23 protein-coding genes are annotated in these 26140 nt (G+C 60.5%); 15 read left to right on the top strand and 8 right to left on the bottom strand.

The features are described 5' to 3' along the window. Positions 1-113: 113 nt before the first annotated feature. The 9 genes from CFBP4996_RS16880 (at position 114) to CFBP4996_RS16840 (ending at position 9998) form a co-directional block, all read left to right on the top strand. Positions 114-1181 (top strand): ABC transporter substrate-binding protein, encoded by a 1068-nt coding sequence (locus tag CFBP4996_RS16880; RefSeq protein WP_080854459.1) that lies wholly within the window; start codon positions 114-116, stop codon positions 1179-1181. 7 nt (positions 1182-1188) lie between these two features. Then, positions 1189-2079 carry an NmrA family NAD(P)-binding protein gene (locus CFBP4996_RS16875; RefSeq protein ID WP_080854460.1) on the top strand — a complete coding sequence of 297 codons (891 nt, stop codon included), beginning with the start codon at positions 1189-1191 and terminating at the stop codon, positions 2077-2079. Continuing rightward, entirely contained in the window at positions 2070-3254 is a 1185-nt protein-coding gene (locus CFBP4996_RS16870; RefSeq protein WP_035221209.1) for an LLM class flavin-dependent oxidoreductase, read from the top strand. Before CFBP4996_RS16875 ends, CFBP4996_RS16870 begins: the two co-directional genes overlap by 10 nt. A 91-nt stretch (positions 3255-3345) precedes the next feature. Further along, on the top strand, positions 3346-4545 hold the full coding sequence (locus tag CFBP4996_RS16865; RefSeq protein WP_080854461.1) for a M20 aminoacylase family protein: 1200 nt from the start codon (positions 3346-3348) through the stop codon (positions 4543-4545). Positions 4546-4579: 34 nt separating this feature from the next. Beyond that, complete coding sequence (locus CFBP4996_RS16860) at positions 4580-6169, top strand: ABC transporter substrate-binding protein (protein WP_162936089.1); 1590 nt, start codon at positions 4580-4582, stop codon at positions 6167-6169. 140 nt (positions 6170-6309) lie between these two features. After that, the gene (locus CFBP4996_RS16855; protein ID WP_137396268.1) at positions 6310-6516 is read left to right on the top strand and encodes a hypothetical protein; all 207 of its coding nucleotides are present in this window, start codon (positions 6310-6312) and stop codon (positions 6514-6516) included. 95 nt (positions 6517-6611) lie between these two features. Further along, on the top strand, positions 6612-6962 hold the full coding sequence (locus tag CFBP4996_RS16850) for a DUF3088 domain-containing protein (protein ID WP_080854463.1): 351 nt from the start codon (positions 6612-6614) through the stop codon (positions 6960-6962). Between the two features lie 39 nt (positions 6963-7001). Then, positions 7002-8597 carry an ABC transporter substrate-binding protein gene (locus tag CFBP4996_RS16845; protein ID WP_080854464.1) on the top strand — a complete coding sequence of 532 codons (1596 nt, stop codon included), beginning with the start codon at positions 7002-7004 and terminating at the stop codon, positions 8595-8597. A 48-nt stretch (positions 8598-8645) separates the two neighbouring features. Continuing rightward, entirely contained in the window at positions 8646-9998 is a 1353-nt protein-coding gene (locus CFBP4996_RS16840) for an LLM class flavin-dependent oxidoreductase (protein ID WP_080854465.1), read from the top strand. A gap of 16 nt (positions 9999-10014) precedes the next feature. On the opposite strand, the gene CFBP4996_RS16835 is transcribed toward CFBP4996_RS16840, so the two are convergent. From CFBP4996_RS16835 to CFBP4996_RS16805, 7 genes are all read right to left on the bottom strand, one after another. Next, positions 10015-10986 (bottom strand): LysR substrate-binding domain-containing protein, encoded by a 972-nt coding sequence (locus tag CFBP4996_RS16835; protein ID WP_080854466.1) that lies wholly within the window; start codon positions 10984-10986, stop codon positions 10015-10017. A 37-nt stretch (positions 10987-11023) separates the two neighbouring features. Then, the gene (locus tag CFBP4996_RS16830; protein WP_080854467.1) at positions 11024-12262 is read right to left on the bottom strand and encodes an acyl-CoA dehydrogenase family protein; all 1239 of its coding nucleotides are present in this window, start codon (positions 12260-12262) and stop codon (positions 11024-11026) included. Between the two features lie 69 nt (positions 12263-12331). Continuing rightward, complete coding sequence (locus CFBP4996_RS16825) at positions 12332-13387, bottom strand: aldo/keto reductase (protein WP_003524705.1); 1056 nt, start codon at positions 13385-13387, stop codon at positions 12332-12334. A gap of 18 nt (positions 13388-13405) precedes the next feature. Beyond that, on the bottom strand, positions 13406-14341 hold the full coding sequence (locus CFBP4996_RS16820; protein WP_080854468.1) for an ABC transporter ATP-binding protein: 936 nt from the start codon (positions 14339-14341) through the stop codon (positions 13406-13408). Continuing rightward, positions 14319-15317, bottom strand: a complete 999-nt coding sequence (locus CFBP4996_RS16815; RefSeq protein WP_080854469.1) for an ABC transporter ATP-binding protein — start codon at positions 15315-15317, stop codon at positions 14319-14321. The genes CFBP4996_RS16820 and CFBP4996_RS16815 overlap by 23 nt, the downstream gene beginning before the upstream one ends. Beyond that, complete coding sequence (locus tag CFBP4996_RS16810) at positions 15314-16309, bottom strand: ABC transporter permease (protein WP_035221195.1); 996 nt, start codon at positions 16307-16309, stop codon at positions 15314-15316. The genes CFBP4996_RS16815 and CFBP4996_RS16810 overlap by 4 nt, the downstream gene beginning before the upstream one ends. Then, positions 16306-17295 carry an ABC transporter permease gene (locus CFBP4996_RS16805; protein ID WP_080854470.1) on the bottom strand — a complete coding sequence of 330 codons (990 nt, stop codon included), beginning with the start codon at positions 17293-17295 and terminating at the stop codon, positions 16306-16308. Before CFBP4996_RS16805 ends, CFBP4996_RS16810 begins: the two co-directional genes overlap by 4 nt. A 269-nt stretch (positions 17296-17564) precedes the next feature. On the opposite strand from CFBP4996_RS16805, the gene CFBP4996_RS16800 reads away from it, so the two are divergent. The 3 genes from CFBP4996_RS16800 to CFBP4996_RS16790 all read left to right on the top strand — a co-directional run bounded on the left by CFBP4996_RS16800 (position 17565) and on the right by CFBP4996_RS16790 (position 21448). Continuing rightward, complete coding sequence (locus CFBP4996_RS16800) at positions 17565-19172, top strand: ABC transporter substrate-binding protein (RefSeq protein WP_080854471.1); 1608 nt, start codon at positions 17565-17567, stop codon at positions 19170-19172. 69 nt (positions 19173-19241) lie between these two features. Continuing rightward, the gene (locus tag CFBP4996_RS16795; RefSeq protein ID WP_080854472.1) at positions 19242-20273 is read left to right on the top strand and encodes an ABC transporter substrate-binding protein; all 1032 of its coding nucleotides are present in this window, start codon (positions 19242-19244) and stop codon (positions 20271-20273) included. Continuing rightward, positions 20270-21448, top strand: coding sequence for an acyl-CoA dehydrogenase family protein (locus CFBP4996_RS16790; protein WP_080854473.1), 1179 nt, complete (start codon positions 20270-20272; stop codon positions 21446-21448). Before CFBP4996_RS16795 ends, CFBP4996_RS16790 begins: the two co-directional genes overlap by 4 nt. 60 nt (positions 21449-21508) lie before the next feature. Here the strand turns inward: CFBP4996_RS16790 and CFBP4996_RS16785 are convergent, their stop codons facing one another. Then, complete coding sequence (locus CFBP4996_RS16785) at positions 21509-22579, bottom strand: LLM class flavin-dependent oxidoreductase (RefSeq protein ID WP_080854474.1); 1071 nt, start codon at positions 22577-22579, stop codon at positions 21509-21511. A gap of 400 nt (positions 22580-22979) precedes the next feature. On the opposite strand from CFBP4996_RS16785, the gene CFBP4996_RS16780 reads away from it, so the two are divergent. From CFBP4996_RS16780 to CFBP4996_RS16770, 3 genes are all read left to right on the top strand, one after another. Beyond that, a complete protein-coding gene (locus CFBP4996_RS16780; RefSeq protein ID WP_080854475.1) occupies positions 22980-23582 on the top strand; it encodes an alpha/beta hydrolase in 603 nt (200 codons plus the stop codon). A 263-nt stretch (positions 23583-23845) separates the two neighbouring features. Further along, positions 23846-24775: a sulfurtransferase gene (locus CFBP4996_RS16775; RefSeq protein WP_080854476.1), complete on the top strand. Its 930-nt coding sequence runs from the start codon at positions 23846-23848 to the stop codon at positions 24773-24775. A gap of 78 nt (positions 24776-24853) precedes the next feature. Beyond that, the gene (locus CFBP4996_RS16770; protein ID WP_080854477.1) at positions 24854-26035 is read left to right on the top strand and encodes a YeeE/YedE family protein; all 1182 of its coding nucleotides are present in this window, start codon (positions 24854-24856) and stop codon (positions 26033-26035) included. Positions 26036-26140: the final 105 nt, after the last annotated feature.

Raw genomic sequence — 26140 nt, 5'->3', positions numbered from 1 at the left:
GTAAGATGGAAACGAATTTCCTCAATCGCGTCTGAAATAGTACACTTTATCTATAGAAAATATTTTATGGCGTGTAGCGTGCCGTCCAGATCGCAATTTCGAGGACGAACGCCATGGCTGATGCCGCCCTTCGCCAGATAACCCAACCCGTAACCGTGTGGTACACACGCTGCCCGGCGCCCACGCCGCTTTCCATCGCGGCGCAAATGGGCTGGATCGAGGACAGTTTCGCCACTCATGGCATCTCTGTTTCCTCCATTCGCGACGCGGCCGATCCGGCCATTCGCCAGAGCCATTTCGATCATCGTCTGGACTGGTCCTTCCGTCAGGGCGGCAATATTCCGCCGATCTGGGCGAAATCCGGCGGCCGGAAAACACGGCTGGTGGGGTTGACGAGAACTGATGAGTTTCAGGCCGTCATCGCTTTGCCAGTAAGCGGAATAAGCAGGGGCAGCGACCTGAAGGGACGGCGCATCGGCCTGCCGAAACGGCCGAATGAAACCATCGATTTCCAGCGTGCCACATCCCTGAAGGGCATCGTGTCGGCGCTGACGGTTTCGGACCTCGCCGTTGCGGATGTCGAGCTTGTCGATCTCACGGCGAAAGAGCCGGTGTTGCTCGATCCCTCTGACGACAGGTTCCATGGTCTGCGCCGGCGGTTTCCCTATGGCGAGGAGATTGCAGCGCTGCATCGGGGCCAGATCGATGCGTTTTTCGTCAAGGGGGCGGAAGGTGTCACCGTCGCCAATCTCATCGGTGCGCAGGTCGTGGTGTCGACAGGTTTCCACCCAGATCCGAAAATTCGCATCAACAACGGCACGCCGCGCCCCTTGACGGTGGACGCCACCTTTGCCGATGAGCGGCCCGATCTGGTGGCGGAACTGGTGGCCACCGTACAGCGGGTTGCCCAATGGGCAAATGACAATCCGGCGGAAGCCGTGCGTTTCATCGCCCGCGAGATCGGCGTCAGCGAGGAGGCGGTTCTGGCTGCGAATGGCCCGGATGTACACCGCAATCTGCGGCTCGATCTCGATCCGGCCGAGCTGGATGCGCTCAGCCACTTCAAGGATTTCCTGCTGGAATGGAAATTCATTCCGGCGAATTTCGATGTGCAGGACTGGGCCGATCCACGCGCCCTTTCTTCACAGCAAGATGCTGCGCAACGCAGTGCGGGAAAGTGAGGGCGTCATGACAGCCACCATTCTTGTAACGGGCGCAACCGGCAAGCTCGGCCGACGTGTCGTCAGCCGTCTCTTGCAGAAAGAGGCGAAGGTTCGGGTGCTGACCCGCAGGCGCGAGGATGCGCTCAAGCTCTGGGGCGACAGGGTCGAAATTGCGGAGGGAAATTTCTCCGATCCGGCCAGCCTGAAGGAGGCCTCGCGCGGTATCGAGACCGTCTTTCTGCTTTCCCCCATCGGTGAAACGCTGGCGGCGGACCAGAATGCGGTCATCGATGCCGCCCTCTCAGCCGGTGCGTCGCGGATCGTGAAAATATCCGGCTCCGACTGGACCATTGAGAATGCCGTACATTCCATTTCGGGGGCGGCGCATGCCGAGGTGGAACGGCATCTGGCCGCAAGCGGTATCGTGTATACGGTGCTGCGGCCGAATGCCTGGATGCAGGTTGCGCTGGAGCCCGTTGTTGCCGCGCTGCGCAAGGGGGAGGATGTACCCGCCCGCTTTGGCGACGCGGCCGTCTCCTTCATCGATGCGGACGATATTGCCGATGTCGCGGTTCATGCGCTCACCACAAGCGCGCCTGTTTCCGGCGCCCTGGTGCTGACCGGTGGTGAAGCCTTGTCGGCACTGGAAATCGCCCGCATCGCGGCGCGCATCCAGCATCGGCCCGTGGGAATTTCGGACAATGCCGCCCTGGCCTTTCCGCCGCATATCGGTGCGTTTGAACAGAAGGCGATCGGCGAGTTTGGCCAACTCATTCGCAAAGGCTTTGCGGCGTCCGTCAACAATACCGTCCAGCAGATTACCGGCCGGTCGCCCCGCAGCGTGGAGGACTATCTGCGCGTGCGGCTGGCAACCACCCCGCAGGATCATTCCGAGGGAGAAAAGACATGGCGCTGACTGTTCCGCTGCCTGAAGGTTCCGAGCTGAAAGGTCTCGACCTGAAAAGCCCGGCCGATTTCGAAGACAGCCCGCTCAGCCGGGCGGTGAAGCAGCCGCTGATGCTGGGCCTGTTCCTCAATCTGCAGGACATCAATTTCTCCAGCCTGCCGACCAGCAACAGCTGGACCTTCGATTATAATGTCGAACTGGTGAAGCGCGCGGAGGAGCTTGGTTTCGAAATCGCCTTCAGTCGCACACAATGGCTGCCCAAGGGCGGTTATGACGGTGAATCCTCGCTCGACAGTTTCATCGCGCTTGGCGCCATGGCGGCGGTCACGAAGAACATTCTGCTGATCTCCACCATCCATGTGCTTTATGGGCCGCTGCATCCACTGCATCTCGCCAAATATGGTGCGACGCTGGATCATATCGCCAAGGGGCGCTGGGGTATCAATATCGTCACCGGCCACCGCGCCATCGAGCATGAAATGTTTGGCTGGCAGCGTATAGACCACGACAAGCGCTACGACATGGCTGGCGAATTGTTCGATGTTCTCCATCGCCTGTGGGGCGAGACCGAGAATTTTTCCTATGAAGGCAAGCTCAATCCCTGGGCGATCAACAATGGCTGGATCACGCCGAAGCCTGCTTTCGGACGCCCGCCGCTGGTGACCGCGACAGGTTCGCCCGCCGGCATCGATTTCGCCGCCCGTCATTCCGATCTGGTTTTCGTCACCTCGCCCGGCGGCGCGCATATAGACAGCGCGCTGGAAACGCTTCCCGATCATGTCGCGAACATCAAGAACCGCGCCAAGGCCTATGGCCGGCAGGTGAAGACGATCATCAATCCGATCATCGTCAGCCGCGATACGGAGAAGGAGGCGATCGCCTATGCGGATGCCATCGAGGCCGGAAAACCGCAGCCCGGCACCCGCGCCTTCGCCACCAATAATTACGACAGCGACGCCCATGCCTGGCGCGGCCGTGGCGATGCGCGCCACAAGCAGGGGCGCAATCTTGGCGGCAATATCGAGATCATCGGTTCGCCGGAGCAGGTGGTCGAGCAGCTTGTCGGCCTGAAAAAGGCCGGGATCGATGGGGTTCAGCTGAATTTCTACGATTTCCGCGAGGACCTCGATTATTTCGCCGAGCGCATTCTGCCGCTGATGAAGGAGGCGGGCCTGAGGCTCTGACGCCTTTCCCGCTGCATTTTCCAGTCCCGAAACCCAGCCTTCGCAATCGCCGAGATTGCGAGAACGATATTTTTTGCCCTGAGGAGATACCGTGAATATCGCCGTCGATCCCGTCAAAGCGCCCGCACCCAAAATCATAGACCGGATCGGGACCTATGTTCCCGAGCTCGTCTCCATCCGCCATGATCTGCACCAGCATCCGGAAATCGGTTTCGAGGAGGTCCGCACCTCCGGCATTGTCGCCGAAAAGCTCGCCTCCTGGGGCATTGAGGTGCATCGCGGTTATGGCAAGACCGGCGTGGTCGGCGTGCTGCGCGGCCGCCATGCGGGCAATCGCTCCATCGGGCTGCGGGCGGATATGGATGCCCTGCCGATGCCGGAGGAAACCGGTCTGCCCTATGCGTCGGTCTATCCCGGCAAGTTTCATGGCTGCGGGCATGATGTGCACACCACCATCCTGCTCGGCACCGCCCGTTATCTGGCGGAAACCCGCGATTTTGCCGGCACGGTGGTGTTCATTTTCCAGCCTGCCGAGGAAGGTCTCGGCGGCGCGCGTGCCATGATCGCCGACGGGCTGTTCAAGGATTTCCCCGTCGACGAGATTTACGGGCTGCACAATTCCTCCCATGCCGCGCCCAATCATTTGAAGGTTTCGCCCGGCACCATTCTGGCGGGGGCGGATTTCTTCGACATCCGGTTGAAGGGCAGGGGTGCCCACGCTGCTCACCCCGATGTTTCGCGTGATCCGGTGCCGGCGACGGGTGAACTGATCCAGGCACTGCAAACCATCGTCAGCCGCAATGTGTCGCCGACCGATCCTGCCGTCCTGTCGATCACGCGTATCGAGGCGGGATCGGCCTATAACGTCATTCCCGAAACGTCAGCGATTGCAGGCACGGTTCGGGCTTTTTCCGACAGCGTGCGCGAAACCATAAGAGAGCGCATCCGCACGATTTCCGATCACATTGCCGCGGCGCACGGCCTCACCGCCGAGGTGGATATTCGCGACATATTCTCGGTTCTTACCAATGACGATGCATCTGTGGGGATCGTCGCCGGCGTGGCGCGTGAGGTTCTGGGAGACGAGCGCGTTTCCACCGAGCCCGGCCGTTTCATGGGTAGCGAGGATTTCGCCGATCTCCTGAAACACGCGCCCGGCGCGTTTTTCACCCTCGGCCATTCCGGCACGGTGCCCGCCCATAATCCCGGTTTCATCGTCGACGATGCCATCCTGCCCGTCGGCGCCACTCTGTTTGCCCGGCTGGTGGAAACCCGGCTGAAACCTGCGTGAACATTTGAAAACAAGCCTGCAAGAGGAAACATCCATGGATATTACAAGACGTAAGACATTGCTTTTGAGTGCAGCGTTAACCGGGGCAATGCTGTTGCCCTCCCTGCCGGCTTTGGCGGACGAAACGCCGAAAAAGGGCGGCATCGTCACCCTTGCAGGCCTTGGCGAGCCGACGACGCTGGTGCCGCTCTCCGATTCCAATACGCGCACCCGCGCCATTTCCACGAAAATCCTCGAAGGGCTGGTACGGTTCGACAGCGAATTCAAACCGCACCCGGTTCTGGCCGAAAGCTGGGAAACATCGGCCGACGGGCTGCGCCACACTTTCAAGCTGCGCAAGGGCGTCAAATGGCATGACGGCAAGGATTTCACGTCGCAGGATGTCAAATTTTCCCTGCTGGCCTTCAAGAAGGTCGGTCCACGCGGGCGCATCACCTTCGCCAATGTTGCCGATATCGAAACGCCCGATCCGCTGACGGCCGTGGTGGTGCTTTCCAAGCCCGCGCCCTATCTCCTGCGGGCGCTGACAGGCGGCGAAACGCCCATTCTGCCGGCCCATGCCTATGCTTCGGAAAATTATAACGAAAGTCCCAATGGTAACGCGCCAGTCGGCACCGGCCCCTTCGTCTTCGAGGAATGGAAACGCGGCAGCTATGTGAAGCTGAAGAAGAACCCGAACTACTGGCAGGCCGATCTTCCCTATCTCGACGGTTTCGTGGCCCGTTTCGTCGCCGATTCGGCTTCCACCACCATTTCCGTGGAAACAGGCGAGGCGGATTATACTGCCGATGTGTCCTATAGCGATCTGGAGCGTCTGCGGCAAAATCCGAAGCTTGCGGTGGAGGTCTATACCGACTCCTATCTCAACAATGCCGCCGTGTTCGAATTCAATCTCGAAAATCCGATCCTTGCGAAAAAGGAAGTCCGGCATGCCTTGGCCCATGCCATCGACCGCAATTTCATCAACGACGCCATTTTCTTCGGGACGGCGAAACCTGCCGGTTCGAACATTCCGGCTGTCTTCACCGCCTATAATGACGAGAAGCCTTTCACCTATGCCTTCGATCTCGCCAAAGCGAACGAGCTGCTGGACAAAGCGGGCTATCCGAAGGGTGCGGATGGCACCCGGTTTTCGCTGCGGCTGGCCTTCCTGCCTTCCGACGTCTTCCGCAAAACCGCCGAATATCTCCGCTCATCCTTCGGCAAACTCGGCGTGAAGGTGGATATTGTCGAAGGCGATCTCGCCACCTTCATCAAGCGGGTCTATACGGAGCGCGGTTTTGACCTGACGGTGAATGGCATCAGCCGGCTGTTCGATCCAACGGCGGGCGTGCAGCGCCTCTATTGGTCTGACGGGATCAAGAAACCCGCGCCCTATGTCAACGCGGCCCATTACAATAATCCAAAGGTGGATGATCTTTTCCGTGCGGCCGCGATTGAAGTGGACGAAACGAAACGGGCCGGGCAGTTCCACGATATCCAGAAAATCACCGGCGACGATCTGCCGAATTTCTCTATCGTAGCCCTGCCGACCGTCATTCTGCGAAATACCAGCCTGAAATCGCTCGTGACGACCATCGACATTGCTTATGGCGATCTGGCGACGGCCTGGAAAGGCGAGTGAGGACAGAAATCCGGCGATCCTGCGGCGCGAGAGTTGTGACGAATTTTCCTCCGCATTCGACGTCATCCTCGGTCTTGTACCGAGGATCTGCCAGGGCATCCTCGCCTTGTAGGTTGCAGATGCTCGGGACAGGCCCGAGCATGACGAAGGAGAGGTTTTACGCCAACAGCATCTCACCAGAACCCGGCAATTCTGCCGGGTTTTTTATTGCCGAAATCCACCTTCCATCCTTTTTTGCACCTTCGCGCGGCAAGCCCGTTTCAGGGAAAAACTTTGCGCATGAAACAGGTCGGGCGAAACAGCGATGCCATCTGCGAAAATTTCGAAAAAATAAGTTTCATCAATAATTTAGCGAAAAGCAATTCTTCGCCGCGAAGCAAAAATTGCTTTCTGGACCCGTGCTTTGGCGGCCTGCACTGTGAGCTGGAAATCTCACCCTCACATGATGGATGCCATGGCCAAGGATACGCTTTTTTTGATCGCCCCCGGTTTTGAAGACCCCAAGCACCCCGGTGTCCGCTTCGTCTGCCCGCATTGCAACCAGATCGAAGGCCTGCTTGCCGCCTTTCCGGATCTTGCCGCCGGTATCGATATCTGCCGCGTCGGTTTCCAGCGCCCGCGTGAGGCTGTCATCGCAGCCGTGGGCGAGGAAAATCAGTCGCTGCCGCTGTTCATCTTTGCCGGCGACGCACCCAGCGACGCTACGGCCAAAGGCGAGACGCATTTCATTCAGGACACCAAACGCATTTTGCAAATCCTCGCCGAGCGCCACGGGTTCCCGCAGCTGCACTGAATTGCCACGCCCGCATATCGGATTTTTTCGGAGATAGACATGACCATTTCCAGACGCCAGTTTCACAAAATTGCACTTGCCGCCGGCGCTTTCGTCGCCCTTCCGGGCGGTTCGTTTGCCGCTGCCGAAGAGCCAGTTTCGGGCGGCACGCTCAAGATTGTTTATTTTCCCGAGCCGACCCAGCTCGTGGCGATCAATACCAGTGCGGGCGGTCCGCAGTTTATCGGCTCGAAGATTTACGATGGGCTTTTGACCTATGATTACGAGCTTTCGCCCAAACCGAGCCTCGCCAGGGAATGGAGCGTTTCGGCCGATGGGCTGGAATATGTCTTCCATCTGCAGCCGAAGGCGAAGTTCCATGACGGCAAACCGGTGACATCGGCAGATGTGGAATTTTCCATTCTGCGGCTGAAGGAAGCCCATCCGCGCGGTCGCGCCACTTTCTCGCATGTTGAAAGTGTCGATGCCTCCGATCCGCTGGTCGCGAAAGTGAAGCTTTCCAAGCCGGCGCCGGGCCTGATCACCGCGCTCGCCTCGTCGGAATCGCCCATCGTGCCGAAGCACATCTTCGAGACCTTCAAGCCGACGGATAATCCGAAACCCGCCCAGATCATCGGCAGCGGCCCCTTCGTGCTGAAGGAATGGGTGCCGGGTAGTCATATTCTTCTGGAAAAGAATGCGGACTACTGGGACGCGCCGCGCCCTTACCTCGACCGCGTCATCATCCGCCTCATCAACGATGCGGGCGCCCGCGCGGCGGCGCTGGAAACCGGGGAAGGCGATATCGGCCCGAACCCTGTGGCGCTTGCCGATCTGGAGCGGCTGAAATCCATTCCCACATTGAAGGTGGATGACCGCATCTATGCCTATGCCGGCCAGCAGAACCAGCTGGTGATCAACCTTGAGAACGAATATCTCAAGGAATTGAAGGTCAGGCAGGCCATCGCCCATGCCATCGATGTTCCGGCGCTCATCGATACCGTGCTTTATGGTTATGCCGTCCCGTCGCCAACGCCGATCAGCCCCGGCCTTGCGAAGTTCCACAATCCGGATATCGGTTTCGCCAAGTTCGATGTCGCACAGGCTGAAAAGCTGCTGGATGAGGCCGGTTTCCCGCGCAAGGATGGCGGCAAGCGCATCAAGCTCCGGGTTACCACCAACCCGTTCAACCCGCAGACCTATTCGGATTTCATCGCGCAGGCGCTGTCGAAAATCGGCATTGAGGCGGATATCCAGAAATTCGATTTCGGCACCTATGTGAAGGTGGTCTATACCGACCGCGCCTGGGATCTTTCGGTGGAATCCCTCTCCAACACCTTCGATCCGACAGCGGGCGTGCAGCGCGTCTACTGGAGCAAGAATTTCAAGATCGGCCTGCCATTCTCCAATGCCAGCCACTACGCCAATCCGGAAGTGGACCGGCTGCTGGAAGCGGCGGCGGTGGAGCCGGATATCGAAAAACGCGCCGCCTTCTTCAAGGAGTTTCAGGCCGTTATCGCAAAAGATCTTCCCGTCATCAATCTCGTCTCCCCCATCCAGCCGGTCGTCGGCAACGTGCGCATCAAGGATTATGCGACCGGGGCGGAGGGGCTGAACGGCAATCTCGCCAAGGCCTGGGTGACGAAGGAGGCGTGAGCCTCCTTCGGTTTCAAGCCGCATCAGAGCGAATAAGAGGTCATTTCCATGAGCAGAAAATCCGAGAAGCTGGTTCTCAATGCCTTCATCTATCCGGGCGGACATCACGAGGCGGCCTGGCGGCATCCGGACTCCGAGCCGCATCGCGTCACCGATATAAAGCTCTATCAGGATATCGCCCGCAAGGCCGAGGCGGCCAAGCTGGATGCCATCTTTTTTGCCGATGCGCCGGTGCTGGACGCCAATATCCGTTATGCCGCCCGCCACCGGCTGGAGCCGATCACCATGCTGGCGGCCCTTGCCGCCGTCACCGAAAAGATCGGCTTCATCGCCACGGCCTCCACCACCTATTACGAGCCGTATAATCTTGCGCGGCTGTTCGCGTCCGTCGATCATATCAGCGGCGGCCGGGTGGGCTGGAACATCGTGACGACTTCGGCGGATGCGGCTGCCGGCAACTTCAATCTCCAGAAGCATCCGCCGCATGCCGACCGTTACCGTCAGGCCATCGAGTTCGTCGATGTGGTGACGAAGCTCTGGGACAGCTGGGAAGATGACGCCATTGTTGCGGATAAGGAAAGCGGCCTTTTCGCCGATACCGACCGCATCCATCCTGCCAATCACGATGGCGAATTTTATCGGGTGCGGGGCGCACTGAACGTGCCGCGTTCACCGCAGGGCCGGCCGGTCTATGTGCAGGCCGGCTCCTCGGAGGAAGGGCGCGGTTTCGCCGCCCATTATGCCGAGGCAATCTTTACCGCGCATCAGACTCTGGAGAGTGCGCGGTCTTTTTATTCCGACATCAAGCGGCGCGTTGCGGCCACGGGGCGCAATCCCGCCCATGTGAAAATCCTGCCGGGCATCAGCCCCTTCATCGCGTCAACCGAAGAGGAGGCGTTGAGGCTCGAGGCCTCTTTCAACGATCTCATCCAGCCGGCTTTTTCGCTCGGGCAATTGCAGCGCATCACCGGCATCGATCTTTCATCGGCCGATCTCGACCAGCCCTTGCCGAAGGAGGCCGTGGAGGCGACACGCGCGCAGGCGGATAGCAGCCGCCATCAGCTGGTTCTCGATGTCATCGACCGGGAAAATCCGACGATCCGACAATTGCTGCACCGGCTTGCCGGCGGGCGCGGCCACAAGGTGATTTCCGGAACGCCGGAACAGGTGGCGGACTGGATAGAGACCTGGTTCCGTGAGGGTGCGGCCGACGGCTTCAATATCATGCCGCCATGGCTGAATGGCGGGTTCGATAACTTCGTCGACGGGGTTGTGCCGATCCTTAAGCAGCGTGGGCTGTTCCGCGAGGATTATGAGGGCGACACGCTGCGAGATCACTACGGCCTGCCCCGGCTGGACAATATCTACGCGGCCAGAGAGTTGCAAAGGGAACGCGCCTGAGGTGGGACGGGCGTGTTCAGGCGGCGGCCTCGAGAGAACGCATATCCTCGCGCAACAAAGCGAGTAGAGATGCGACCTCCGGCAGCCGCCGCCTGTCAGGACTGGTCAGCAGGTGATAACGGCTGGCGGTCGGCTGCGGTGCGCCAAAGGGTGCGATCAGCCGGCCGTTTTTCAGCTCTTCCGAAATCAGGGAATGGCGCACGAGGCCGATACCGTGGCCGGATGAGATCGCCTCTATCAACGCCGTCTGGCGTGAAAAACGCGGGCCGCTTGCCGAAAGCCTGAGCGGAATGCGGCAGGCGCGAAGCCAGTTCGCCCATTCGAAGGCCGGGTCCAGGCCATTGCCACGCAACATCGCAAAGCCGAGATCCCGCAAGCGCTCCGGTTCTTCTGTAAGCCCATGACGGATAGTGAATTCCGGGGTGCAGACGGCGCTGACGGTATCGGCGAAAAGCGGCTCATGAATGAAGCCCGGAATCTGCGCATGAGTGGCGACGATGGCGCAATCCGCATCGAAATGGGTGAGATCGATGGTTTCGCTCTCTAGGGATTCGATGGAAAGCTCCACGTCTCCGAGCGCCGGAACGATGCTGCCCAGCCGCGGCGCCAGCCAGCGGGCGGCAAAGCAACCTTCCGCCAGAACCTTCAGCTGCGGCCGGGCGTTCGAAACCATCAGGTCGGAAAGACTGCCGATCATTGTCTCGAAAGCATCGGCAAGGCCGGGATAAAGTGCGCTGCCAGCATCGGTCAGCAGCAATTCACCGCGCTGGCGGCTGAAAAGCGGCTGGCCGAGATGGGTTTCGAGAATTCGCACCTGCTGTCCGATGGCCGCGGTGGAGACATGCAGCTCCTCCGCCGCCCGCGAAAAGCTCGCGTGGCGGGCGGCGACGACAAAGGCGCGCAAGGCGGTCAGCGGCGGCAGCCGGGAAAGTGTGGGCAGGCGAAAAGCTGCCCGGCTCGCGGCGGGAGCGATAAACTCCGGTCTCATTGCTGTTCCTCCTTTGCCGCCTGCATCTTCCGCATAGTCAGAACACCCGGCCTTCCCTGAGGTGGGTCGTGGTGCCGTTCAGGTAATAATCACCGATCACTCGCGCCTTGTGGGCGAGCGGATTGTGATTGTAGACCGTGCGGATATTACGCCAGTGGCGGTCGAAATTCCGCTCGCTCGATGTCGCCGAGCCGCCGCCGAGTTCGTAAAGATTGGTGGCGACCGTCAGCGAAAGCTGAGAAGCGATGATCTGGGTGCGGGCTGTGGCGAGCGAGCCTTCCAGCAGGGCCGCCTCTATCGCCTCTTCGTCGCCGGTGGCGAAGGCGGCGGCGGTGCGGTCGAGCGTTCTCGCCGCTTCGCGGATCAGGGTCTTCACCGCGAAAGCGCCAGCGCTGATTTCGCCGAGCATCTTCTGCACGAAGGGGTCCTGATTGGCGGTTTCGGCGCTGCTGTGAAGCGTGGTGCGCGCCTGGCGCAGAACATATTCCACGCCGTCCTTCAGCGCGCCCTGAACGGCGCCGGCCGCCGAGGCGGCGAGGTGTAGCTGCCGCATGGCCGAGCTGTGGCGGCCGATCTGGGTGCCGAGCTTGCGCGTCGTCAATTCATGCGGCAGCACCTCGACATTTTCCAGCAGAACACCGCCGCTCGCCGTCATGCGCTGGCCCATGCTGTCCCAGTCGTCGAGAATGGTGATGCCGGCGCGATCGAGCGGAATGAGAACGCCGATCGGCTGCTCGTCATCGCCAATGGCGCTGAAGGTGCCGAAATCGGCAAAGGCCGTGCCTGTCGCATACCATTTGCGGCCGTTCAGCCGGTAGCGGTCACCATCCGCACTCAGCCGTGTGGTAATTTCGCCGGGGCGTTTGGTGCCCTGTTCGGTGCTGGCGCCTGCGAAGAGCTTGCCGGCAAGCACATGTTCGAGATGCCGCCGGTCCTCCAGCTCAATGGGTGCGAGAGCGAGGTTTTCGGTGAAATTGAAATGGCTGCGCAGCGCGTGTGGAATATTGCTGTCGGCTTCGCCGAGGATCATCAGCACTTCGATATAGTCGGCAATCGAACCGCCCGGTCCGCCCTTGGCTTCGGGAATGCGCAGCGTGCCGATCTTCGCCTCCTTGATGAGGGCGAAGATATCGAAAGGAAGTTCCCGCTGGCGTTCGCGACGGGCGGCATCCCTGGCCGCGATGGCCGCAATGTCCTTTGCCCGGGCCAGAATCTCGTCACGGCTCGGTACGCCGGCATTGTCGGTGGTGGTTGTCTGTAGTTTCGGATTGGACATTGCGGTTTTCCCTGAGCGGATGTGAGGGCCTGCGGCACGGGTGCGCCGCAGGCGTGGTCTTCTGGACGATCAGGCGACCGCGCGCGGCTTGAGTGCCGGGCGGTGTGCGGGTTCGAGATTGCGCGGCACGCGGCCTTCGACGGGATGGCTCGGATCGTTGAAGCCGGGGGTGGAGGGGTGGCCGGTGGTGACGAGGCTGTCGACCAGCGCTTCATCTTCCGCATCGATCTTCACATCGAGCGCGCGGATATATCCGTCCCAGTGCTCTTCGGTGCGCGGGCCGGTGATGGCGGCGGTGACGAACTTGTTGTTCAGCACCCAGGCAAGCGCGAAATCCGCCGCCGAAACACCCTTCGAAGCGGCATGGGCTGCGACCTTCTGGGCGATTTCGACCGATTCCGGACGCCATTCCGTTTCCAGAACACGCTTGTCGCCACGGCCAACGCGGGTATCTGCGCCCGGCTGTTCGCCCGGCTGGTATTTCCCGGTCAGCACGCCGCGTGCGAGCGGCGAATAGGACACCACGCCAAGGCCATAATGATTGGCCGCCGGCAACTGCTCGGCTTCGGCGGTGCGGTTGACGATGTTGTAGAGAGGCTGGCTGGCAACCGGCCTGTCGATGCCGAGCTGGTCGGCCAGATGCGAAATTTCGGCGATACGCCAGCCACGGAAGTTCGACACGCCGAAGTAACGCAGCTTGCCGGCGCGGATGAGATCGGCGATAGCGCGTACCGGCTCTTCCAGCGGCGCATCGAAGACGGCGCGGTGGAAATAGAGGATGTCGATATAGTCGGTGTTGAGGCGGCGCAGCGAATTTTCGACCGTTTCGATCACCCATTTGCGTGAATGGCCACCAAGGTTCGGACCCTTGGTGTGGGAATTGACGAATTTCGTCGCCAGAACCCAGTGATCGCGGCTAGCCTTGATGCCGCGGCCGACGACTTCTTCCGACTTGCCGTCGTGATAGACATCGGCCGTGTCGATGAAATTGATGCCCTGCTCGCGCGCCTTGTCGATGATGCGGAAGGCCACGTCATCCGGTGTCGGGCCTCCGAACATCATCGTACCGAGGCTTAGCGGTGAAACTTTCAGCGCGCTGCGTCCGAGATAGCGATAGTCGACCATTATGGTTGCTCCTTTAAGTTATTGGGCATGGTGGCAGGCCACGGCGTGGTTCTTGCCGAAAAGGGTATAGTCAGGCGCTTTTTCGCGACAGAGATCGGTGGCGAGCGGGCAGCGTGTGTGAAACCGGCAGCCGGATGGCGGGTTATGCGGACTCGGCAGGTCGCCGGAAATCGGCGCGGCCTGCTTGCGGCGAGCGGGATCGGGAACGGCGGCCAAAAGGGCACGCGTATAGGGGTGTTTCGGGGAAGCCCAGAGTTCCGATGTCGGCGCGCTTTCCACGATCTTGCCGAGATACATGACCAGCACGCGGTCGGAGAAATAACGCACTACGGAAAGGTCGTGGGAAACGAAGAGATAGGACAGCGAAAGCCGCTTCTTCATCTCCACCAGAAGGTTGAGGATTTGCGCCTGTATCGAAAGATCGAGCGCCGAAACCGGCTCGTCGCAGACCACCAGTTCCGGTTCCAGAACCAGCGCGCGGGCAATGCCGATGCGCTGACGCTGGCCGCCGGAAAATTCATGCGGATAACGGTCGAGCGAATCCGCCGGCAGGCCCACCTGCGCGACGATGGCCTCGACGATCTCCCGCTGGCGCGCCCGATCACCGATGCCATGCACTTTCAGCGGGCCGGTGAGGATGGTGCGCACCGTCTGGCGCGGGTTGAGCGAGGCGAAGGGGTCCTGAAAGATCATCTGGATGCGGCGGCGGATGCCGCGCAGTTCGGACGATGTCATTGCCGTGACGTCGGCGCCCTTGAAGGTGATCCGGCCGGAAGACGGCTCGACCAGCCGCATCAGCGATTTGCCGAGCGAGGATTTGCCGCAGCCGGATTCACCCACCAGCGCCACGGTCTCGCCCGCCTCGATATCGAGGGAAACGTCATCGACAGCGCGCACGGTGCCGCGTCCGCCCGCATAATGGGTGGAAAGACTATGCACTGACAAGAGCGCCATCGGATACCTCGTGGGATATGGGAGCAACGAAGGGGCAGGCGGCGTAACGGCCTTGCGAGATTTGCCGCAGCGGCGGTACGAACTGCCCGCAGAAACCGCGGGCGCTTGGACAGCGCGGCCGGAAAGCGCAGCCGCGTTCCCCCGTGGCGGAAACGATGGAGCCCGGAATCTCGATGAGCGGCCCGTCGCGATAATGCTGCCCGTCTTCCGCACGCGGCGAGGCGGCAAGCAGGCCGCGCGTATAGGGATGGTAGGGGTTTGAGAAAACCGGTTCCGGCAATCCCTCTTCCACCTTGCGGCCGGCATACATCACCATCACCCGGTCCGCCCATTGCGCCACGATGCCAAGATCGTGGGTGATGAGGATGACGGTCATGTTGAGATCGCGGCGCAGATTGTCGAGCAGCTGCAGGATCTGCGCCTGTATCGTCACGTCGAGCGCCGTCGTCGCTTCGTCGGCGATCAGCAGTTTCGGGTTGCAGGCGACGCCGATGGCGATCATCACGCGCTGGCGCATGCCGCCGGAAAGCTGGTGCGGATAATCATCCACCCGGCGGCCGGCATCGGGAATGTTGACGAGGTCCAGAAGCTCGATGGCGCGTTTGCGCGCCTGATGCCGGTCGATCTTCTCGTGGATGCGCAGCACCTCGATGATCTGTTCGCCGACCGTCAGCACGGGGTTGAGCGAGGTCATCGGCTCCTGAAAGATCATGCCGATATCCCGGCCGCGAATGCCGCGCCATTGCCGCTCGGAAAGCGGCAGCAGGTCGCGACCCTCAAGCAGAACCCGCCCGCCGGTCTTGGCGTGGGAGGGCAGGAGGCCAATCAGGCCGAGCGCGGTCAGGGATTTGCCGGAGCCGCTTTCGCCGACGATGGCGAGCATTTCGCCGGGGCTGACATCGAAACTGACGCCTTTGACCGGCTGGGCGGAGCCGAAGCTGACGGAGAGATCATGGACTTCAATCAGTTTGCTCATCGGCGTTCCTCCGAAAAACGGGGGTTGAGCGCATCGTTGAGGCCATCGCTGATGAGGTTCAGCGAAATGACGGTGAAGACGATGGCAAGGCCGGGTAGGGCGGTCAGATACCAGGCGGTGCGGATGACATCACGGCCCGAACCGATCATTGACCCCCAGGAAACCCGGTTTGGATCGCCAAGCCCCATGAAGGACAGTGCCGCCTCCATCAGGATCGCGCCTGCCACCATGACCGAGGAGGTGACGATGATCGGCGGCAGGGCATTAGGCAAGATTTCCTGAAAGACGATGCGCGCATGGCCGTAACCGAGGCTGCGGGCGGCGAGCACATAGTCCTTCTCGCGGATGGCGCGGAACTCGGCGCGGGTCAGGCGTGCAACGAGCGGCCAGGTGATGATGCCGATGGCCGATGTGACCGTGGTGACCGAAGGCTGGGCGATGGCGACGAGCACGACGAGCAGCACGAAATTCGGCAAGGTCTGGAAGATTTCAATCAGCTTGACGAGGATATCGTCAATGACGCCGCCGAAATAACCGGCGAATGCGCCGACCGCGATGCCGATCGTCAGCCCGATCAGCGTCGCGACGACCCCGACCGTGAGCGAGATGCGCGCGCCGTGCACGATGCCGGCCAGAACATCCCGGCCCATGGAATCGGTGCCGAGCGGATAGGCGGCATTCTGGCCGGGCCACAGGAACGGGCGCGCCACCATTTCCAGGGGATCCCCGGGATAGATCAAGGGGGCGATCAGGGCAGTGACGATGACGGTTGCGAGAAACAGCAACCCGACGATGGCGTTGGGATTGGTAAGGAAGATTTTCAGTTCCCGCCGCAGGCCGCGCCGGGGCACGGAGACGGAACGGGCCGAAAGCGCATCCGGCGCATGGATATAGGGCCAGGCTTTTTCTTCCGGTTTCTTCGGTTTGGGATTGTTGTCTTCGACGCCGAGTTCGGCCGTGTCGAGGACAGCGGTGGTCTGGGAGGAATTCATCGGCTTTCTCCGATGCGGGGGTCGAGCCAGGCCTGCAACAGGTCCACGGCTGCATTGACGATGATGACGACGAGGGAGGAGAGAAGCAGAATGCCGAGCAACACGCTGAAATCCCGCGCCATGACGGCTTCGAAAGCAAGACGGCCAAGACCCGGCCAGCTAAAGACAGTTTCGACGACGACCGCGCCGCCGAGCAGGCCGCCAATATGCATGCCGGCCATGGTGGTGATGGGGATGAGCGCATTGCGCAGGATATGGCGCGTCGTGAGCCGGAGCGGAGAAACGCCTTTGGCGCGCGCCGTGCGCACATAGTCCTGGGATTTCACTTCCAGCATCGCTGCGCGGGTAAGGCGGGCATAGATCGCCAGAAAATAGAGCGCCAGCGAAAGGGCGGGCAGAACGATATAACGCAGCCGGTCCAGCAGGGCGTCGAGACCGGTGAGGCTGCTGCCGATGGTGCTGTCGCCGCCCGAGGGAAGCCAGCCGAGCTTCACTGAGAAGGTCAGGATGAGCATCAGGCCGATCCAGAAACCCGGCACGGAATAAAAGATCAGCGAGCCGATGGAAATGATCCGGTCCGGCAGCTTGCCGGAAAAAAGCGCCATGATCGAGCCGAGGAACACGCCGACGAAAATCGCAATGCCAAGTGCTGCGCCCATCAGGGCGAGTGTGCCGGGCAGACGCTGGCCGATGAGGTCTGCCACCGGCATGCCGTAACGCGGCGAAAAGCCGAGGCTGAATTGCGCGAGATTGCCGAGATAATTCATCAGCTGATGCAGAACCGGCAGATCGAGCCCGAAGCGATTGCGGATTTCCGCCATGGTTTCGACGGTCGCTGAACCCGCTTCCGCAGCCAGCACATCGGCGGCATCGCCGGGCGCCAGCTGCAGCAGGAAGAAGTTCAGGATGACGATACCGAGAACCGTCGGAATGGCCTGAATGGCAACCCGCCTTGCCTGCGATAAAATCCGTTTCGAATTCGACATCGGCTCCAGTCCGTAAGCGTGGAAATATGAAATCGGCCCCTGAAGGCGCTGGTATTAGTTGACTAATTTTATGGAATTTGTCAAAGAGTAATAGAATTATTTTCTGAAATTTACGGAAATATGCGCCATAAAGAAAAGATAATTCCTGTTTATGAGAATGATTGGTTCTTCATGCCAAGCTCGCTCTCGTCTGCGGAACAAACTTCTTCCTAAACGCGGCCGTTCAGTTTGCCGGTTTTTCGCCGGTTCAATCAAGGAGAGGGTATCGCATGACTATTTTCAACCAGACGACGCGGCGTGGATTTCTGCTGGCGTCCGTGGCGCTTGGCGTGGTGTCGCTGCCGGGGCTGAAGCTCAACGCGGCGGAGCCGGCAAGCGGTGGCACGGCCACCCTGCTCATCTCATCGGAGCCGCCGGTGCTGACGACGATCGCGCACACAGCCTATAATTCCGTCTATATATCGCCCAAGGTCACCGAAGGTTTGCTGACCTATGATTTCGACCTCAATCCCAAGCCGCTGCTGGCCAAATCATGGGAAGTGAGCGCGGATGGTCTGCGTTACAGCTTCAAGCTGAGGCCCGGCGTGAAATGGCATGACGGCAAGCCTTTCACCTCCGCCGACGTGGCCTTTTCCATCAACACCATCAAGGAAGTGCATCCGCGCGGCCGCAATACATTCCTGAACCTCATTGCTGTCGAGACGCCGGACGAGTTGACGGCAGTTCTGGTTCTTTCCAAACCCGCGCCCTATCTGATCACGGCGCTTGCCGCCGCCGAAACGCCCATCGTGCCGAAACATCTTTATGAGGGTACGAAAGTGACCGAAAATCCGGTCAATCTCGCACCCATCGGCACCGGTCCGTTCAAGTTCAAGGAATGGGTGCGCGGCAGCCATATCGTTTTCGAGCGCAATGCCGATTATTGGGATGCGCCGCGCCCCTATCTCGACAAGCTCATCGTTCGCTTCATTCCTGATGCTTCGGCCCGGGCGATTGCCATCGAAACCGGTGAAATCGATCTCGCGCCCAGCACGCCGGTCGCCTATAGCGATCTCGACCGGCTGAAGGAACTGCCGAGCCTCGGCTTCGAGACCAACGGCTATCAATATACCAATTCGATCAGCCGCGTGGAATTCAACCTTGAAAAGGACGTGTTCAAGGATGTCCGCGTTCGCCGCGCCTTCGCGCATGTGATTGACCGCAACGTCATCTTCAACACGGTCAATTTCGGTTATGGCGCGACGATCACCGGGCCGATCAACCCGAAGCTGACCAAATGGTTCGTGGACGATCTGAAGACCTATCCGATCGATCTGAAGGCGGCGGAAGCGCTGCTGGATGAGGCCGGATACAAGCGCGGTGCGGATGGCATCCGTTTCAAGCTCAATCTGGACTATGTGCCGAGCACCGAGGCCTATCCGCGCGGTGCGGATTATATTCGCCAGGCGCTGGCGAAGGTCGGCGTGGATGTGACGGTGCGGACGCAGGATTTCGCCACCTATACAAAGCGTATCTACACGGATCGGGATTTCGATTTTGCCTATGAGGGCATGAGCAATCTCTTCGATCCGACCGTCGGCGTTCAGCGGCTCTACTGGTCGAAGAACTTCAAGAAGGGCGTGCCCTTCTCCAATGGCGCTGCCTATAGCAATCCTAAAGTGGATGCGCTTCTCGAAGCCGCAGCCATCGAGATCGATCCGGACAAGCGCGTCGCGCAATGGAAGGAAATCCAGCAGATTCTCGTTGAAGACGTGCCGGCAATCGACATCGTCGCGGCACCAGAAATTACCATCTTCAACAAGCGTATCGCCGATCACACCATCGGCGCGGAAGGTGTGGCGGGAAGCCTCGCCTTCGCGCATATCGCCGCATCCTGATCGTTTCGCCAGACCCGGCTCGCCCCTTGCGGCGGGCCGGGACCTTTCCCTTTCATCGAGGCCAAAGCCATGAGCACGACACTTTCTGAAATCTGGTACACACGCTGCCCGGTGCCCACGCCCGTAGGGCTGGCGGCACAGCTCGGTTATCTCGGCGAGACTTTCGAGGAGGTTGGCATAGCGTTGAAATCCATCATCGATTCGCCTGACCGTTCCGTCCGCCAAAGCCATTTCAACCACACGCTGGAATGGTCCTTCCGCCACGGCGGCAATGTGCCGCCCATCCGCGCCCGCTCGGAAGGGCGCAATACGCGTCTCATCGGGGTGACGTGGACGGATGAGTTTCAGGCAATCATCACCCTGCCGGAGACCGGTATCCGCTCTGCTGCCGATCTCGTCGGCCGCCGTTTCGGCGTGCCGCGCAGACCGGAAGGCATTGTCGATTTCATGCGCGCGACGGCGCTGAAGGGCATTGTTTCGGCGCTTTCGCTGGAAGGGCTAAAGGTCGAGGATGTCGAGCTCAAGGACATCGTCATCAAGGATTCGGTGCTGGCCTCGCAGGAAGGGCCGTCGCTATTCGGCCTGAAGCGCCGGCAATCCTTCGGTGAGGAGATCATCGCGCTGTTGCGGGGTGAGGTCGATGCGATTTTCGTGAAGGGAACGGCTGGTATTGCCGCCGCGAACCTGATCGGTGCGGTGCAGGTGGCTGAGTTCGGTTTTCACCCCGACCCGAAGATCCGCATCAATTCCGGTTCGCCACGGGTGCTGACGGTTGACGGACGGCTTGCCGATGAGCGCCCCGATCTGGTGCAGCGGCTGGTTGGCGCCATCGGCAGGGCCTCGCTATGGGCGGAACAGCACCCGGAAGAGACGCGTCGTTTCATCGCGCGCGAGGCCGGTGCGACGGAGGAACAGGTTCTGGCCGCCAATGGCGCGGAGGTTCACCGCCATCTCGGCCTCGGCCTCGATGCCGATCTTGTCGGCGCCGTCGGCCACTACAAGGACTTCCTGCATCAGTGGGGCTTCCTTGAAAACGACTTCGATCTTGGCGACTGGATCGACGACCGTTTCGTTCCGGCAAATGAAAGGGCGGTGGCATGAGCGTTGCATTTTCCGCCGTTGCGAACGCGCCGGCGCAGCGGCCAGATCCCGTCGCCGTTGCAACCGCGCTGGCCGGGGATTTCAGCCTGACCGCAGCGGACCACGATAAAAGCGGCGAATTCGCCGCCGGTAATTTCGGGGCGCTTTTCAAGTCCGGCCTGCTGGGTCTCGTCACGGCTGAAAAGGATGGCGGCTGGGGCGAGGGCATGGAAACGGCACATGCCGTCATTACGGCCATTGCCAGGGGCGATCCATCGACCGCCCTCATCCTCGCCATGCATTACAGCGTTCATGCCGCGATCCGGCGCGGCAAGTGGCCGGCAGCACTTGCTGCAAAGGTACTGGCCGCCAATAGCAGGGAACCGGCGCTCCTGAACAATGCGCAGGCGGAGCCGGGTGTCGGTTCGCCCGCCCATGGCGGCCTGCCGGAAACGACGGCGCGGATCGAGGGCGATGTCTGGGTGGTCAATGGCCGCAAGAGCTTCGTCACCGGCCTGCCGGGCCTGAAATGGGCGATCGTGCTTGCCGTGACGACGGAAGAGACGCCGCGCCTCATCCAGCTTCTTGTTCCTCTCGATGCGGCTGGCATCGCCCAGGAAAAAGCATGGGAGGCGACCGGCATGTACGCCACAGCCAGCCATGATCTGGTGCTGGAAAACGTGCAGGTGCCGCTTGCCGACATTGTGGCCGAGCAGCCGGCGGATGAGCCGCTGCGGCGCGATGAGGAGGACGGGTATAATTTCTTCGTGCTACTGGCTTCCGTCTATCACGGTGTCGCGCTTTCGGCGCGGGACGATCTGTTGCGCCATCTGAATGGCCATGTTCCGGCAAGTCTTGGCGCACCTCTGTCCTCCATCCCCCGCATTCAGGAAGGTCTCGGCCAGATCGAGGTGCTGCTTGCGGCGAACCGACGCCTCCTTCTCTCCGTCGCCCGCGATGTCGATGCGGGGGAGCGGGTGGGAACCGATGCGCTGGCTGTTCGCCATGTGGTCATCGACAATGCGGTGACGGTGACGGATCTGGCGCTGGAGCTTGGCGGCAATCGCGGCCTGCGCCGGGATTACGACCTTGAGCGCCATCACCGCGATGCCATAACGGCGAGGGCGCATGCGCCGCAGAGCCATATGATCCGAACGATTCTCGGTCGTCAGAGCATCAAGGCGGCGGGCGGTTGACCGAAGAAACAAAAGGGCGGCCTTGTCCAAGGCGGGCCGCCCATGTTCAAGTCACGCCCATCAGTCCCGCAGCAGCGGCAGCAAGCTCTCGCCCTGCCGTTCGATTTCCTTGAGATAGGGCGTGTCGGAAAGCACGAAATGGCTGATGCCCAGCGCGCGGTATTTGCGCAGTGACGCCGCGACATCTTCCGCCGAACCGACAAGCCATGTGGTTCCCGCCCCGCCGCCGCCGAATTTGCCCGGTGCGGTGTAAAGATTGTCGTCCAGCACGTCGCTCTGACGGTGCAAATCCAGCAGGCGGCGCTGGCCGACCGCCACGGCCTGAAGATGGTCGTTCCAGCGTACGCCATTGTTTGCGGCCATTTCGGCAACTTTCGCTTCCGCATCGCGCCATGCCTCGGCTGTGGTTTCGCGCACCAGCGTGGTGATCCGCAGGCCGAATTGCAGCGGCGGCAGATCGCGGCCGAGCTTTTCACTGAAGTGCCTGAGCCGCTCGATCCTTTCGCGCACGCCGGCGAGCGGTTCTCCCCAGAAAAGCTGCACGTCGGCCTCGGTTGCGGCAACCTGCTCGGCTGCTTCGGAAGCGCCGCCGAAATAGAGTTTGGGATGCGGCCTGCCTTCGCGCGCGGCGATGCGTGGCGAAACGGTGGAGTTCGTGACCCGGAAATGATCGCCATTAAAAGTGACGTTCTCCTCGGTCCAGAGCCGCCGCACCAGCCGCATGAATTCTTTCGTGCGGGCATAACGCTGCGTCTGATCGCCTTCTTCATCGCCATAGGCGGCAAGCTCATCCCTGCCGGAAACGATGTTGATCCGAACTCGACCGCCGGAAAGCTGGTCGAGCGTGGCGGCGGCCGATGCGAGGTTGGCAGGCTTCCAGTAGCCGGGGCGGATAGCGATCAGCGGCTCGAATGCGGTGGTGCGGGCCGCAAGCGCCGCCGCCACCGTAAATGTATCCGGACGTCCCCAGCCGGTGCCGAGCAGCGCGCCTTTCCAGCCATGGGTTTCAAGCGCTTTGGCGTGGCTCGTCAATGTATCGAGACTATTGTGGTCTTCGCTGACGGCGTCGCCCCGGTGGCCGGGTTTGACGTCATTGGGGATGTACCAGAGAAATTCGCTTGTGCTGCTCACATTATCCGCCTGAATTTTCGTTTTATGGTGCGGTGGAATGGCCCTGCTGACGTTTGGCCTTCACCGCTTGTGGCTCCCGGGAGGCGCAAACCTCCGCTGCTGCGAGAATGGCAAAGCGGCGGCGGCCCGGCGAAGCAGCGACGTTTCTTTTGTCATGCGGTGGAGGAAAAGCTTTCCATCTGGAAAGCCTATATTGCATATATTTTCTATATAAAAAATTTGAGGAAATGATTCCCTCTGGGCGAAATTATTTCCGCCATGGAGAACGCATTTTCTGCATGATCGAAATTGTCTGGATCGATTTTTCGCGAGGCTTCGAAAGGTGAGCAAGGCAATAGTCGACGGAAATCGCGAAATTCACCATGCTTGCGACATACCGCCCACAACCCATGGAGCAGGCATGTGTACCACCTTGATTGTCCCTGGCCTGAATGGTTCGGATGAAGGACATTGGCAGCGGCACTGGTTGCTGGATGATCCCGACTCGCGGCTGGTCGATCAGGACAATTGGCAATGCCCGGTTCTCGAGGACTGGCTTGATCGTCTCGAGGCCGCGCTGGCGACAGTCGAAAGCGCTTATATCGTCGCCCACAGCCTCGGTTGTCTGCTGGTAGCGAACATGGCGTCTCGCCCCTCGGCCGCCAAAATCAAGGGCGCGCTTCTGGTCGCACCCGCTCATCTCGATCGCGTGGAGGCGATGCATCCCTGTATCGTCCGGTTCGGCGCGTTTCCGCAGCAACCGCTTGCGTTTCCCAGCCTCGTCGTGGGCAGCATGAACGATCCCTATATGGATTGCGAGGAGCTCGCGCGCAGTGCAAGTCTGTGGGGGAGCGATCTCATCAATCTCGGCGCCGTCGGACATATCAATATTGCCAGCGGCTACGGACGATGGCCTGAGGGTTATGCTCTTCTCGAACGGTTGAAGGCAGATGGCGCACCTGCAAAGGCGGTGGCCGGATCGCGGCTGCGCAGATTGGCTGCCCTGGGCGACGCGCATTTTTAGAGAAAGGCTAGGGCTTTCCAGTCTTCCTTGGCGCATGGGATGAGTGCGGGTTGGTTGATCGCTTCTTTTGGTTTCGGCATCGTTTACAACCTTTGGGCGCTTTATTGGCGATTTTTACCGATGGAATTTTGAATTTCGCCTGAAGATTGTTTTTGAGTGGCCGCATTTATTTTCTATAAAAAATATAGAAAAGCATTTCTTCGCTCCGGTCGGTTTTGCCGTCACCTTTCATTGGTCATCAAATCAGGGAAAGGGGTAAGGAAATGTCCAGGATCAAGCTTGTAACGTCGGCTCTCGGCGGGTTGTTGTTGTCGGCGGTATCGTTGGCCACGGCTGGGGCTTCGGAAGCGCTGGTAACGGCCGACTGGCTGAAGGAAAATCTCGACAATCCGAAAGTTCGGGTCTTTGAAGTCAGCGTCGATACGGGCGTCTATGAGCGCGGGCATATTCCCGGTGCGGTGAACCTCAACTGGCATACGGATCTCGTCGACAAGGAAAAACGCGACATTGCCGCGCGCGACAATTTCCAGTCCCTGCTGCAGAAGGCCGGCGTGGGTGACGATACGACGATCGTTCTATATGGCGATAACAACAACTGGTTTGCCGCCTGGGGGGCGTGGATTTTCGAAACCTACGGTCTGGGCGACCGGGTGAAACTGCTGGATGGCGGCCGCAAGCTCTGGGAAGCGCAGGGACTGCCTTTCGACACATCCGCACCGGCAACGGCCGAAACGAAACTGAAGCTTGCCGAGCCCGACACCTCGGTCCGGGCGCGCTTTGTGGACGTCGTTGCGGTGGCCGAGGGCAAGCACAACATCAAGCTGGTGGATATCCGCTCGGCGGATGAATATTCCGGCAAGATTTTCGCGCCGGATGGCGTCAAGGAGCTTTCCGTCCGGGCCGGCCACATCCCCGGCGCCGTCAATGTTCCTTGGGGCACAATCGTCAACAAGGATGGAACCTTCAAATCGGCCGAAGAGATCAAGGCGATCTATGCCGAGAAGGGCGTCGACGGCTCGGCTCCCATCATCACCTATTGCCGCATCGGCGAGCGTTCCAGCCACACCTGGTTCGCGCTGAAAAAAATCCTCGGTTACGACGTCCGCAATTATGACGGTTCCTGGACCGAGTACGGAAATGCGGTCGGTGTGCCGATCAGCAATCCGACGGGAACGGTCTGGACGGGCAAATAAGCCTTAGCTGCCTTCATCCGTGAGCCGGCGCGTCGGGTGGCGCGCCGGCATCTATTCTTCCGACATCGCCGGTATTCCATGCGCTTGACCCTTTCCCGCCTCGTGGCGCTTGCCATCTTATGCGCCCTGATGGTTGCTGCTTATCGATTGGAGCTGCTTGAGAATGGCAGGTCGCTTGCATTTTCTCTTTTGGCCGGGGCCGCTTTAGGCATCGTGATGCAGCGCGGACGGTTCTGCTTTCTCTGCAATTTTCGCGATTTTATCGACGGCAGGCGTTCGGACGGTGTTGTGGCCATTCTTGTCGCTCTGCTGGCGGGCGTGGTGTTTTACCAGATCGTCACCGCGGCGTGGATGCCGGTGCCGCAACCCGGCCGCCTGCCGCCCAATGCGCATATCGGTCCCGTCGGCTGGATTCTGGCGGTGGCGGCGACCGTCTTCGGTTTCGGCGCAGCGCTCTCCGGCTCCTGCCTGTCAGGGCATTTTTATCGGCTGGGTGAGGGGGCCTTCGGTTCCGTGCTTGCCATAGTGGGAGCGGGGGTCGGTTTCCTGCTGGCGTTTCTGAGCTGGAATTTTCTTTATACGGTCAGCATTTTCGACGATTGGCCCATCTGGTTGCCGCATCATCTGGGATATGGCCCGGCGCTGCTGATCGCCTGCACTGTGTTGGCCATTCTGATCCTTCTCGTTCTGTTTTTCGATAAAACCGCCCCCGCTTCTGCGGACGAGGCCCCGGAAAACCGGCTGCAACAGGCATTCCGAAGCGTCTTCATCGACCGCTGGCCGCCCGTCGTCACAGGGGTTCTCGTCGCGGCCATCAGCGCCTTTTCCTATTTCCGTGTCGCGCCGCTTGGGGTGACGGCCGAACTCGGCAGCATCGTCAGAACGGCAGGGGCTGCGGCGGGCTGGGTGCCGGAAACGCTCGCGGGGCTGGACACGGTGCGGGGATGCATCAGTGCCGTTAAGACGACGATCCTGTCGCCGAACGGCCTCTTCGTTTCGGGACTGATATTTGCAAGTCTCGCGTCTGCGCTTTCATCAGGAAAATTTCAGCCCGCATGGCCTTCCGCCGGTGGGTTGGCAACACGGTTTGCCGGTGGCGTGCTGATGGGCTGGGGCGGTATGACCGCGCTTGGCTGCACCATTGGCGTGCTGCTGTCGGGCATCCATGCGGGCGCGCTTTCCGGCTGGGTATTTCTTGTTTTTTGCGGCTTGGGCGCATTTGCCGGCCTTTTTCTCAAGCGCCGGTTTGTCTTGCCGTGAGGCCGGACACCTGAAAATTACCGCCGTCGCCAGATGAAGCGGCGATGGCCCCATTATCGGTGGCCGGAAACGGATTTTTTCCCGCCGCCACAACCTTAGTCCACA

The sequence above is a fragment of the Agrobacterium leguminum genome (assembly GCF_005144435.2).
In the GTDB taxonomy this organism is placed as follows: domain Bacteria; phylum Pseudomonadota; class Alphaproteobacteria; order Rhizobiales; family Rhizobiaceae; genus Agrobacterium; species Agrobacterium leguminum.
The sequence above is the reverse complement of the archived record's forward strand: the minus strand, read 5'-3'. Positions and strand labels throughout refer to the sequence as shown.

Coding starts and splice junctions, on each gene's coding strand:
- CFBP4996_RS16830 (WP_080854467.1), bottom strand. CDS start 12,262: ATGTCCAATCCGAAACTACAGACAACCACCACCGACAATGCCGGCGTA.
- CFBP4996_RS16870 (WP_035221209.1), top strand. CDS start 2,070: ATGGCGCTGACTGTTCCGCTGCCTGAAGGTTCCGAGCTGAAAGGTCTC.
- CFBP4996_RS16815 (WP_080854469.1), bottom strand. CDS start 15,317: ATGAGCAAACTGATTGAAGTCCATGATCTCTCCGTCAGCTTCGGCTCC.
- CFBP4996_RS16835 (WP_080854466.1), bottom strand. CDS start 10,986: ATGAGACCGGAGTTTATCGCTCCCGCCGCGAGCCGGGCAGCTTTTCGC.
- CFBP4996_RS16845 (WP_080854464.1), top strand. CDS start 7,002: ATGACCATTTCCAGACGCCAGTTTCACAAAATTGCACTTGCCGCCGGC.
- CFBP4996_RS16800 (WP_080854471.1), top strand. CDS start 17,565: ATGACTATTTTCAACCAGACGACGCGGCGTGGATTTCTGCTGGCGTCC.
- CFBP4996_RS16840 (WP_080854465.1), top strand. CDS start 8,646: ATGAGCAGAAAATCCGAGAAGCTGGTTCTCAATGCCTTCATCTATCCG.
- CFBP4996_RS16875 (WP_080854460.1), top strand. CDS start 1,189: ATGACAGCCACCATTCTTGTAACGGGCGCAACCGGCAAGCTCGGCCGA.
- CFBP4996_RS16880 (WP_080854459.1), top strand. CDS start 114: ATGGCTGATGCCGCCCTTCGCCAGATAACCCAACCCGTAACCGTGTGG.
- CFBP4996_RS16770 (WP_080854477.1), top strand. CDS start 24,854: ATGCGCTTGACCCTTTCCCGCCTCGTGGCGCTTGCCATCTTATGCGCC.
- CFBP4996_RS16790 (WP_080854473.1), top strand. CDS start 20,270: ATGAGCGTTGCATTTTCCGCCGTTGCGAACGCGCCGGCGCAGCGGCCA.
- CFBP4996_RS16825 (WP_003524705.1), bottom strand. CDS start 13,387: ATGGTCGACTATCGCTATCTCGGACGCAGCGCGCTGAAAGTTTCACCG.
- CFBP4996_RS16810 (WP_035221195.1), bottom strand. CDS start 16,309: ATGAATTCCTCCCAGACCACCGCTGTCCTCGACACGGCCGAACTCGGC.
- CFBP4996_RS16795 (WP_080854472.1), top strand. CDS start 19,242: ATGAGCACGACACTTTCTGAAATCTGGTACACACGCTGCCCGGTGCCC.
- CFBP4996_RS16805 (WP_080854470.1), bottom strand. CDS start 17,295: ATGTCGAATTCGAAACGGATTTTATCGCAGGCAAGGCGGGTTGCCATT.
- CFBP4996_RS16820 (WP_080854468.1), bottom strand. CDS start 14,341: ATGGCGCTCTTGTCAGTGCATAGTCTTTCCACCCATTATGCGGGCGGA.
- CFBP4996_RS16855 (WP_137396268.1), top strand. CDS start 6,310: ATGACGAAGGAGAGGTTTTACGCCAACAGCATCTCACCAGAACCCGGC.
- CFBP4996_RS16775 (WP_080854476.1), top strand. CDS start 23,846: ATGTCCAGGATCAAGCTTGTAACGTCGGCTCTCGGCGGGTTGTTGTTG.
- CFBP4996_RS16850 (WP_080854463.1), top strand. CDS start 6,612: ATGATGGATGCCATGGCCAAGGATACGCTTTTTTTGATCGCCCCCGGT.
- CFBP4996_RS16860 (WP_162936089.1), top strand. CDS start 4,580: ATGGATATTACAAGACGTAAGACATTGCTTTTGAGTGCAGCGTTAACC.
- CFBP4996_RS16780 (WP_080854475.1), top strand. CDS start 22,980: ATGTGTACCACCTTGATTGTCCCTGGCCTGAATGGTTCGGATGAAGGA.